The 582-nt window shown below is 50.0% G+C and carries 1 protein-coding gene; it reads right to left on the bottom strand.

Features of this window, described 5'->3' with window-relative positions; translation table 11 throughout:
• Nucleotides 1-582: IS66 family transposase (gene tnpC, locus C3420_RS17200; protein WP_146048187.1), on the bottom strand; the 582-nt coding region annotated here is incomplete at both ends.

Below are 582 nucleotides of genomic sequence, written 5' to 3'. Positions count from 1 at the left end.
GTTGCATCACTGGTTGACTATGCTGTTGTCGGTATTCGCGGCGGTCTTCCGCTGTACCATCGGTCTTTTTCCTGAGTTCTGCTTCTATCGCATACAGTTTCTGAATCAGCACTAAGGCCTGTTCAGCGACCTGACTTTTCCCGGTCACATGCAGTTCATGGAATTTACGACGTGCATGGGCCATGCAGCCCACCTCAATGACCTGGCCTGATTTAAAGCGTGCTTTATAACCACTGTAATCATCACAGACTAGATTGCCCTGCCAGCCTTTCAAGAACTTTGCAGCATGCTGGCCTGAACGACTATCCTGAAAGTCATAGATCACCGCCTGAACTGGATTGTACTGTGTAGTGGCATAGGCCCAGACATAACCTTTCTTCGGTTTTTTCTCATTCTCACCCATCCGCATGATGGTGACCGGTGTTTCATCTGCATGCAGCACCTGCTGTTGTAGTACCACCTCTTTTAAGGCATTGGCCAGAGGTTCCAGTTCTACACCGCAGCGACCTATCCAGTCAGATAAAGTGGATCTGGACAGATCAATGCCAGCCCGCTGATAGATCAGGCGCTGACGGTACAGCG

Origin of the sequence: Acinetobacter sp. ACNIH3 (assembly GCF_002918965.1) — a bacterium.
Taxonomy (GTDB): domain Bacteria; phylum Pseudomonadota; class Gammaproteobacteria; order Pseudomonadales; family Moraxellaceae; genus Acinetobacter; species Acinetobacter schindleri.
This window is presented reverse-complemented; position numbering and strand designations above follow the sequence as displayed.